Here is a 9,447-nt window from a genome sequence, read left to right on the forward strand (position 1 = left end):
CGGAGACGGACCCCACACCCAGCCATGATGCGGAAGTATGAGCCGGTGACGATACTCGCTGACCGCCCCGTCGACCCCACCCCGAACGACGACGTGGAGCGCCCGGGCAACGCCACCGCCAAGCACCACAACGTGTCGCTGCTGTCGGTGGCGACCACGACGGCGGAGCGCGTCACGACCTCCGCCGACATCGAGGCACGCCTCCGTGGTGCCCTGCGCCGCCTGCGGCTGCCGATGGGCCTGCTCGAGCGCGTCGCCGGGGTCACCGAGCGCCGCAACTGGGGCGAGGGCCAGACGTTCCAGGACGCCGCGATCGACGCCGGCCGCCGTGCCATGGCCGAGGCGGGCATCCGCCCCGAGGACGTCGGGCTGCTCATCAACACCTCGGTGACGCGCCCGCACCTGGAGCCGAGCGTCGCCGTCCGCCTGCACCACGGGCTCGGACTGCCGTCGTCCGCGATCAACTTCGACATCGCGAACGCCTGCCTGGGCTTCGTCAACGCGATGAGCGTCGCCGCCGGCATGATCGACTCCGGCCAGATCAAGTACGCGCTGGTCGTGGACGGCGAGGACGCCGACCAGGTGCAGCTCAACACGATCGACCGCCTCAACCAGGGTGGTCGGAACCGCAAGGACTTCATGAGCGAGTTCGCGAGCCTGACCCTCGGGTCGGGTGCCGCGGCCGCCGTGCTCGGCCCGTCCGACGTGCACCCCGAGGGGCACCGGATCGTCGGCGGCGTCACCCGCGCGGCGACCCAGTGGTACGACCTGTGCGTCGGCAGCGTGGACGGCATGTTCACCGACGCGAAGATGCTGCTCAAGGGCGGCATGGAGCTCGTCGTCGCCGCCTGGAACGAGGCGCGCGCGCACTTCGACTGGGCCGACATGGACCGGTACGTGCTGCACCAGGTGTCGGACGTGCACACGAACGCCTTCGTCGAGGCGATCGGCATCCCGCGTGCGAAGGTCCCGACGACGTACCAGCGGTACGGCAACGTGGGTCCGGCGTCCATCCCGATCACCCTCGCCGACGAGGTCGCCCGCGGCGGCATCACCCGCGGCGACCGGGTGTTCCTGGGCGGCGTTGGCTCCGGCATCAACACGGCGATGATGGAACTGCGCTGGTGAGGTCCGGCCTCCCGCGCGTCGCCGCCGCAGCGGCTCCGGCGACGCTCCCGCCGCCCCTGCCCGGACTCGACCCGGCCTGGTCACGACTGGTCACCGTGCCCTGTGGCTTCGACCGGCGCGGTGGCGCGGACCGGCCTGGAGGATCGGATCGCCCCGCGCGGACCTGGCACCTCCTCGACACGGCCGGCTCCCTCGACGCCCTCGGCGTCAGCCCGGTCGGCACCGTCCTGTGCGTCCACGGGAACCCGACGTGGTCCTACCTGTGGCGCTCCGTGGCAGCACGGACCCTCGAGGTCGCCCGCGCCGGCGGCCCGGCGTGGCGGGTCGTGGCGGTGGACCAGCTCGACATGGGCTTCTCGGAGCGCACCGGAACGCTGCACCGGCTGGCCGACCGCGTGCGGGACCTCGGCGCGCTCACCGACACGCTCGGCCTGACCGGTCCCGTCGTCACCCTCGGACACGACTGGGGCGGTGTGGTGTCCCTCGGCTGGGCGGTCGACCACCCGGGCACCGTCGTCGGCGTCATGACGTGCAACACCGCGGTGCACCAGCCCGACGACGCCCCGATCCCCGCGCCGCTCCGGCTCGCGCTCCGGCCACAGGTGCTCGGGCGCGGCACCGTCCTGACGCCCGCGTTCCTCGAGACCACCCTCGCGATCGCCCACCCGCGGCTCGACCGCGCGACCGCTGACGCCTACCGGGCGCCCTACCGGGGTGCCGCACGGCGCGGCGGGATCGGCGGGTTCGTCGCCGACATCCCGGTCGACGCGTCGCACCCGAGCGCGGCCGAACTCGACCGCATCGCCGCGGGGGTCGCCGCCCTCTCCGTCCCGGCCCTCGTGCTCTGGGGCCCCCGCGACCCGGTGTTCCTGGAGCGGTACCTCGACGACCTCACCGCGCGGCTGCCCCACGCCGACGTCCACCGCTTCGAGGGCGCCGGGCACCTGCTGCCCGACGACGCCGACGTGGCGGGGGCGGTCACCGACTGGCTCGGCGACCACCTGCCCGACGGAGGGCCGCGGGACGGCGCCGACCCGGGCCTCCCGTCCGTCCCTGCCGACCCCGCGGCGGAGGCGGGCCGCCCGCTGTGGGCCGCACTCGACGACCAGCGTGCGTCGGACGGCCCCGCGCTCGTCGAGATGGCCGCACCCGGCGGCCCGCGCACGGTCTCCTGGCGCCTGCTCGCCCGCCGCGTCGACGAGATCGCGGTGGGGCTTGTCGACCTCGGTGTCCGACACGGCGACCGCGTCTCGCTCCTCGTCACCCCGGGGGCCGACCTGACCGCGGTCCTGTACGCGTGCGTCCGGATCGGTGCCGTCGTCGTGGTCGCGGACGCCGGACTCGGCCTGCGCGGTCTGACCCGTGCGGTCCGCGGCGCGCGACCGGACTGGATCGTCGGCGCGCTGCCCGGTCTCGCCGCGTCGCGCGCACTCGGCTGGCCCGGCCGTCGGATCGCGACCCTCGCGCTCCCCGCACCCGCTCGTCGGGCGCTCCGCGTCGAGCACTCCCTGGCCGAGGTCGCCCGCCGCGGCGCCCGCCTGCTCGCGTCGGGGCGGGCCCTGCCGGCCGAACCGTCCGCCGACGACCGGGCCGCCGTGCTCTTCACGTCCGGTTCGACCGGTCCGGCGAAGGGCGTCGTGTACACGCACCGGCAGCTCGGAGCCGTCCGGGACGTGCTCGCGGCGCAGTACGACGTGGGCGTCGGGACCGGACTCGTCGCCGGGTTCGCGCCGTTCGCGCTCCTCGGACCGGCGCTCGGCGCGCGCTCGGTGGCGCCGGACATGGACGTCACCGCGCCCCGGACGCTCACGGCGCGGGCGGTCGCGGACGCCGTGGCCGCGGTCGACGCGACGGTCGTGTTCCTGTCTCCGGCGGCGCTCGCGAACGTGGTCGCCACCGCCGGTGCGCTGACCGACGCCGACCGGACGGTGCTCGCCGGGGTGCGCCTGTTCCTGTCCGCCGGGGCGCCGGTCTCCGCGGCGCTGCTCGAGGCGGCCGCGCGCCTGATGCCGAACGCCTCGGCGCACACGCCCTACGGCATGACCGAGGGCCTGCTCATGACCGACGTCGACCTGGACGGGGTGCGCGGTGCCGCCGCCGGGTCCGGGTCGGGTGGCGCGGGCGGGTCCGGCGCCGCGTCCGGGATCTGCGTCGGCGTCCCCGCGCCGGGCGTCCGCGTCCGGGTCGCGCCGCTCGACGAGCACGGGGCGCCGACCGGCGCGCCGACGGACGAGCCCGGGGTGACGGGCGAGGTCGTCGTCGCGGCGCCGCACGTGCGCGACCGCTACGACCGGCTCTGGCGCACCGACCGGGTCTCCCGCGACGGGGTCGACGACCCGCGCGGCCACCGCACCGGGGACGTCGGGCACCTCGACGCCGAAGGGCGCCTGTGGATCGAGGGGCGCCTGCAGCACGTCGTGACCACGCCCGCCGGGGTCGTCACACCGGTCGGACCCGAGCAGCGGATCGAGGGCGTCGACGGGGTCGGCCGTGCCGGGATCGCCGGCATCGGACCCGCCGGCACGCAGCAGGTCGTCGCCGTCGTCGAGACCGTGCCGCCGGTCCGCCGACCCGGACCCGCGTCCGCCGACCTGTCCGCCGCCGTCCGTGCGGCCGCCGGGGTGCCCGTCGCCGCGGTGCTCGTCGTCCCGGTGCTGCCGACGGACGTCCGGCACAACTCGAAGGTCGACCGTGCCCGGCTGTCGCGCTGGGCCACGGGGGTGCTCGGCGGCGGTCGGGTGCGCGACCCGCGACGGACCCGCTCGTGAGGGTCCTGGTCACCGGCGCGAGCGGGTTCCTCGGCGCCGCGACCGCGACCGCCGTGCGGGACGCCGGACACACCGTGCGCACGCTGCAGCGCCGGCCGTCCGGGGTCGAGGGCGTGACCGACGTGCTCGGCTCCGTGACCGACGCCGACACCGTCCGCGCGGCCGTGGCGGACGTCGACGCCGTCGTGCACCTCGCGGCGAAGGTGTCGCTCGCCGGTGACCCCGCGGACTTCGCACGCGTCAACGTCACGGGGACGCAGTTCCTGCTCGACGCGGCACGAGCCTCGGGGGCGCAGCGCTTCGTCGCCGTGTCGTCCCCGTCCGTGGCGCACACGGGGTCGTCGCTCGCCGGCGTCGGCGCGGGTCCGGCCGAGCCCGAGGCCGCGCGCGGCGACTACGCCCGGACGAAGGCCGCGGCCGAGCTCCTCGCGCTCGCGGCGGACGGCCCCGGGTTCGCGGTCGTCGCGGTCCGCCCGCACCTGGTCTGGGGGCCGGGGGACACCCAGCTCGTCGGACGGATCGTCGAGCGGGCCCGAGCCGGTCGGCTGCCGCTCCTCGACTCCGGGGCGGCGCTCATCGACACGCTCTACGTCGACAACGCGGCCTCGGCGATGGTCGCGGCGCTCGAGCACGCGGCCGACCCGGACGTGCACGGCAACGCGTACGTCGTGACGAACGGCGAACCGCGGCCGGTGGGGGAGCTGCTCGCCGGGATCTGCACGGCGTCGGGCGTCCCGGCACCGCGGTGGCACGTGCCCGCCGGGCTCGCACGGGTCGCAGGTTCCGTCGTCGAGGCCGTGTGGCGGGTCCGACCGGGGGCGGACGAGCCGCCGATGACGCGGTTCCTCGCAGAGCAGCTGTCGACCGCGCACTGGTTCGACCAGCGACGGACCCGAGCGGACCTGCAGTGGGCGCCGACGGTGTCGATCGACGAGGGGCTCCGGCGGCTCGCCGGTCGTTGAGCGGTCCGGGACGGAGTCAGCCGCAGAACTCGGAGGGTTCCGTCGCCTTGTCGCTGACCCACACGGAACCGGTGACGGTCGTGTCCGGCCGCATCGAGAACGTGATGTGGCGTCCCTGCCGCACGATCGTCCACGCGGGGGTCTCGTCCGAGCCGGTGACCTGCGTCAGGTCCGGGTACGCAGCCTGGAGCTCGGCCAGGGTGCTCCCCACGCCGAGTCCCTCGGCAGTCGTCGGGCCCGGTCGGTCTGCGCTGAAGTCGCCCACCGCGATGCCGGTGACGACGCCGTCCTGACCGACGACGATGATCGGCGTCCGTCCGTCGGCGCTCCACCACGACACGTTCGGGTTCGGGCAGTTCCCGTCATCGGTGAAGGCGGTGGAGAGGTCGTCCGTCTCGGCGGCGACGGCACCACCGAGAGCGACCGGGCCCACCTCGGAGCCGGAGATGGTCCACGTCCGAGGATCGTCGACCGCGTACGGCGGACGAGTGGAGGTCGAGGTCGGCGTCGGCGGCGGGCTGTCGACGACCGGGGCGCCGTCGGGTGTCCGGGTCGGCGTCGGATCGGGCGTCGCGGTGGCCGCGGGAGGAGCGGCCCGGTCGTCCTGGCCGGGGATCAACCCGAGTGCCACGCTGCCGCCTGCCGCGCCGAGCAGCAGTGCCGCGACGACACCGATCGCGATCCCGGTCCGCCGCCGACGCGGGCCGCGCCGCGGTGTGGCGCGGGCGAGCACGTCCTGCTTCATCGTGACGAGGAGACGCTGCAGGTCGTCCCCCTTCGGAGGCTCAGAGTCCATCTCGCGTCACCGCCTTCCGCGATGCGCGGCCCGGGCGGGCCGCACTGGTCGGGGTCGACGCGGAGAGCCCGAGCTCGCGGGCGGCCTCGGCGTAGGAGCGGCCGTCGACCACGCACCGCTCGCACAGGGCACGGTCGTCGTCCGAGACGGCGACGAGGTCCGCGCGGACGTACCGGAGCGGGTCGCCGGGGACGGCACCTGCCGTCCCGCCGGCGACCGTGGCGAGGAGCCACGGGAGCAGCGACGGCGTCACGAGGCGGACGTCGGTGGCGCCGTCCCAGAGCGACACGAACGCGTCCTGGACGAGCGCCCGGGCGGCATCCGGTGTCGGGGCGAGTGCCCAGGCGCCGCGGGTGAGCGGCGCGGCGTGCCGGTCGAACACCGTCGCGAGTGCGGCGCGGTCGCCGCGGGCCATCCGCTCCACGAGCGTCCGGTCGTCGTCCTGTCCGTCCACGGTCACCCCCTTCCACCAAGAGGATGTCGCACGACGTCGGATCCTGACGAACTGGTCCTGGTCCACGTGCGGTCGGGCGTGTCGCGAAGAACGCGGAGCGGCCGGCGGGGGAGCCGCGGCGAACCCGTGTTCGGGTCACGGGCTCGCCGCGGCGGTCTGAGGGCGGTCAGCCGGTGAAGCGCTGCCAGAGCTCGGTGACGATCGGCCACACGTCACCGGCACGGTCGGTCGAGGCGATCGCCACGGTGACGACCGGGTACGCCGTCACCGCCAGGCTCACCAGCACGGCGAGCACGACGGCGAACACGGTCGTGACGGTGTGCCGACGGGTGAGCCCGAGGACGACCAGGGCGAGGACGACCACCGCCCCGAGCAGGGTCACGAGGGTGACCCGCAGGAACGGGAAGGGGACGAGCCCCGCGGTCGTCGCGGTCACGCCCCCGAGGAACCCGACGAGCGGCAGGTACGCGCCGAGGGCGATCGCGAGCACCAGGACGATGCCGATCCCGGAGGTGATCCAGACGCCCCGCGGCCGGGGCCGGGGCGGACGGGACACACGGCCCCGCCGACCCGACCACACGGCGCTCATCGTCCGGCCTCGGCTCCGCCCGTGTCGCCGTCGTGGTCACGGCGGGTGTCGGCCTCGTCGCGGACGACGTCGGCGGCGTGCTCGATGCGGTCGGCGGCTTCGTCGAGGGCGTCGGCGACACGCTCGTCGGTGCTCGCACCGGCGGCGTCGCCGTCCCCGGCATCACGACCACGGACCGCGTCGGCGGCCGAGTCGGCGGCGTCGGACGCGGCGGCGCCGGCGTCGGCCGCTGCGTCGGTCGCGGCGGCTGCGGCGCCGGAGGCCCGGTCACGGACCTCCTCGGAGGCGGAGACGGCGGCGTCCTTCGCGGCACGCACCGCGTCCTTCGCGGCGTCGCCGGCCTCGGACGACTTCTCGGCCGCACGCTCGGCGGCGTCCGACGCGGTCGACCGGGCTGCGTCCACGGCGTCGGCGGTACGCTCCCGTGCCGTGTCCGCGGCGTCGGCGATGCGGTCACCAGCGTCGGCGGCGGCATCACGGGCGCGGTCGGCGACGTCGCCCGCGGCGTCCTTCGCCTTGCCGGCGGCCTCGCGCGTGGCGTCGGCGGCGTCCTGTGCGACGTCCTTCGCCCGCTCGGCGACCTCGGCAGCGCCCTCGCGGACGTTCTCCGCGGCACCGGTGACGGCGTCCTTCGTGCGGTCCACGGCGTCGCCGACGGCGTCCTTGGCCTTGTCGATGGCGGTGGGCTCGTCGTCGAAGGGCCCGTGCACGTCGAGCACGCGGACGTCGACCGTGGTGGTCTGCCCGGCGCCGAGCTGCGAGACCGCGGCGGTCACCTGGCGGCGGACCTCCTCGGCGACCTCGCGGACGGGCTGCGGGTACGTCACGACGAGCGACACGGTGACGTCGAGCGTCCCGTCGACCTCGTCGACCTGCACCCCAGGCGCCCCGGCGGAGCGCCCGAGCTGGGAGCGGACGCGGTCGGCTGCGCGGGCGACGAGTCCGCCCAGGTGGTGGACGCCCGGCACGCCGAGCGCCGTCTCCGCGGCGGTCCGCGCGGCGACCGCGAGGGGGCCGGCGTCCTCGGGGAGCGGAGTGGTGAGTCCGGACGGCAGGTCGACCTCGGTGATCTGCGTCCGGGCGTTCGGGTCGTGCTGCATGGCTTCCTCCTCGAACAGGACGGCCGTCGCTCCCGTGACGGGAGCGACGGCCGTCGGCTGCTTACTTCTTGAAGACGTCCTTGATGTCCTCGCCGGTCTGCTTCGTGCTCGCGGCGGCCTGGTCCTTCTTGCCCTCGGCGACCTTGGAGTCGTCGTTGGTGGCGTTGCCGAAGGCCTCCTTCGCCTTGCCGGCGATGTCCTGAGCCGCGTTCTTGATCTTGTCGTCGAGTCCCATGGTGGGTTCCTTCCTGTGTGTGCGGGTGCGCCTTCCGGACGCCCCGGTGGTGGTGGTGCGCTGAGTGGATGGTCCTAGTGGACGCGGGTGGTCTTGGCCAGTGCGGTGCGGGTGCCGCCGGTGAGGTGGACCAGGACCGGGAGTTGCTGGCCGAGGGTGGTGTCCAGGGTGGTGACGGCGTGGTCGACGGCGTCGAGGACGGTGACGGCGTCACCGCCGCGGCGGACGTGGACCCGGATCCGTGCGGCGCGCTGCTGCTTGACGGTGTACGTGTCGACCTTCGCGGCGACGACGTCTTGGACGCCGTCGAGTTCGTGGTCGATGACGTCCCGCACGAGGGCGACGTTCACGGTGACCTGGTCGTCGCCGGTCTTCGTGCGGGCAGCGACGGACGTGCCGCCGCCGCCGCGGGTGAAGACCACGATCAGCGCCAGGACGATCACGACCGCGCACACGGCGGCGATGATCCACAGCGACGCCGCCGGGACGGTGACCTTGTCGGGCAGGGTGAGGTATGGCTTGAGGGCGTCGCGGACGGGGGTGAGGACCCCGGCGCCGATGGTGACCCCGACGATGACCGCGACCAGGCCCAGCAGGAGCAGGATGATGCGGTTCAGGGTGCGGTTGGTGGTGGTCATGCCAGCGTTCCCTTCTGCTCCACGTGCACCTTCACGTGGGTGCCGTGCTTGCCGCCGAGCCGACCGAGACGGTCCTGAACGGCTTGCTGGACGACGTGGGTGTCGACGGGGATACCGGACAGGGGCACCACCCGCACCTCGGTGCGGTGCCCCCTCGCGGAGGCGCTGGTGTTGGACTCGGGGACGCCGGCGGCGAGGGCTGCTGCGTTCGCGGCGGTGGAGGCCAGGATCCTGGTGTCGATCACGACCGCGCCCCGGTCGTGGTCCACGACCGAGCGGGGCTGCCGGCCGGGCCCCACCGCCAGGACGATCAGGATGATCCCGACGATCACGAGGACTGCGGCGATCACCTCGGCGATGGTCGTGAACGCGGCGTCGGGCTTGAGGGCGGCGTCGACGATGGTCTGCGGGTCGGCCAGCAGCGGGGGCTGGCCGATGGCCTTCAGGACCGCTTCGACGCCGATCCACGCCGCGACCAGGGCGGTGACGATCAGGGTGATCGCGACCGCGGTGGACCGGGACCGGTGCACGCTCCGACGGCGCAGGCGCCGCTCGAGCGAAGAAGTGCTGCTCATCAGTGTCTCCCCTTTACCGGACCCGGTCCTCGTGCTCACGCACGATCCCGGTCAGTTCGATGTGGGCACTGCCCACCTGCCGCCCCGACAACTCCGACACCCGCGAGCGGACCCGCTCGGCGGCGGCCGAAGCCGCTCCGAGGACGTCCGCCTGGGCGCGGATGGGGCCGGTGACGTCCAGCGCCAGGGCGCCGGCGTGGTC

11 protein-coding genes are annotated in these 9,447 nt (G+C 74.9%); 3 read left to right on the forward strand and 8 right to left on the reverse strand.

Features of this window, described 5'->3' with window-relative positions; translation table 11 throughout:
* The first annotated feature begins 45 nt into the window (after positions 1–45).
* From HUN59_RS04125 to HUN59_RS04135, 3 genes are read left to right on the forward strand one after another with little or no spacing between them, the layout of a single operon-like run.
* Positions 46–1,128 carry a 3-oxoacyl-ACP synthase III gene (locus HUN59_RS04125; protein WP_376983783.1) on the forward strand — a complete coding sequence of 361 codons (1,083 nt, stop codon included), beginning with the start codon at positions 46–48 and terminating at the stop codon, positions 1,126–1,128.
* Positions 1,125–3,896, forward strand: a complete 2,772-nt coding sequence (locus HUN59_RS04130) for an alpha/beta fold hydrolase (RefSeq protein WP_254629987.1) — start codon at positions 1,125–1,127, stop codon at positions 3,894–3,896. The genes HUN59_RS04125 and HUN59_RS04130 overlap by 4 nt, the downstream gene beginning before the upstream one ends.
* Positions 3,893–4,858, forward strand: coding sequence for an NAD-dependent epimerase/dehydratase family protein (locus HUN59_RS04135; protein ID WP_174777582.1), 966 nt, complete (start codon positions 3,893–3,895; stop codon positions 4,856–4,858). Before HUN59_RS04130 ends, HUN59_RS04135 begins: the two co-directional genes overlap by 4 nt.
* A gap of 16 nt (positions 4,859–4,874) precedes the next feature.
* On the opposite strand, the gene HUN59_RS04140 is transcribed toward HUN59_RS04135, so the two are convergent.
* From HUN59_RS04140 to HUN59_RS19330, 8 genes are all read right to left on the reverse strand, one after another.
* On the reverse strand, positions 4,875–5,654 hold the full coding sequence (locus HUN59_RS04140; RefSeq protein ID WP_174777583.1) for a hypothetical protein: 780 nt from the start codon (positions 5,652–5,654) through the stop codon (positions 4,875–4,877).
* Positions 5,644–6,108: an RNA polymerase sigma factor gene (locus tag HUN59_RS04145; protein ID WP_254629988.1), complete on the reverse strand. Its 465-nt coding sequence runs from the start codon at positions 6,106–6,108 to the stop codon at positions 5,644–5,646. Before HUN59_RS04145 ends, HUN59_RS04140 begins: the two co-directional genes overlap by 11 nt.
* A 166-nt stretch (positions 6,109–6,274) precedes the next feature.
* Positions 6,275–6,664: an MFS transporter permease gene (locus HUN59_RS04150; protein ID WP_254629989.1), complete on the reverse strand. Its 390-nt coding sequence runs from the start codon at positions 6,662–6,664 to the stop codon at positions 6,275–6,277.
* Between the two features lie 29 nt (positions 6,665–6,693).
* Positions 6,694–7,797, reverse strand: coding sequence for an Asp23/Gls24 family envelope stress response protein (locus HUN59_RS04155; RefSeq protein WP_174777585.1), 1,104 nt, complete (start codon positions 7,795–7,797; stop codon positions 6,694–6,696).
* Positions 7,798–7,858: 61 nt separating this feature from the next.
* A complete protein-coding gene (locus tag HUN59_RS04160; RefSeq protein WP_058740858.1) occupies positions 7,859–8,032 on the reverse strand; it encodes a CsbD family protein in 174 nt (57 codons plus the stop codon).
* 74 nt (positions 8,033–8,106) lie between these two features.
* Complete coding sequence (locus tag HUN59_RS04165) at positions 8,107–8,670, reverse strand: hypothetical protein (protein ID WP_174777586.1); 564 nt, start codon at positions 8,668–8,670, stop codon at positions 8,107–8,109.
* Positions 8,667–9,245 (reverse strand): DUF6286 domain-containing protein, encoded by a 579-nt coding sequence (locus tag HUN59_RS04170; RefSeq protein WP_174777587.1) that lies wholly within the window; start codon positions 9,243–9,245, stop codon positions 8,667–8,669. The genes HUN59_RS04165 and HUN59_RS04170 overlap by 4 nt, the downstream gene beginning before the upstream one ends.
* 13 nt (positions 9,246–9,258) lie before the next feature.
* On the reverse strand, positions 9,259–9,447 hold a 189-nt coding region (locus HUN59_RS19330), incomplete at its 5' end, for a hypothetical protein (RefSeq protein ID WP_217483616.1).

This window comes from Curtobacterium sp. Csp2 (assembly GCF_013347165.1).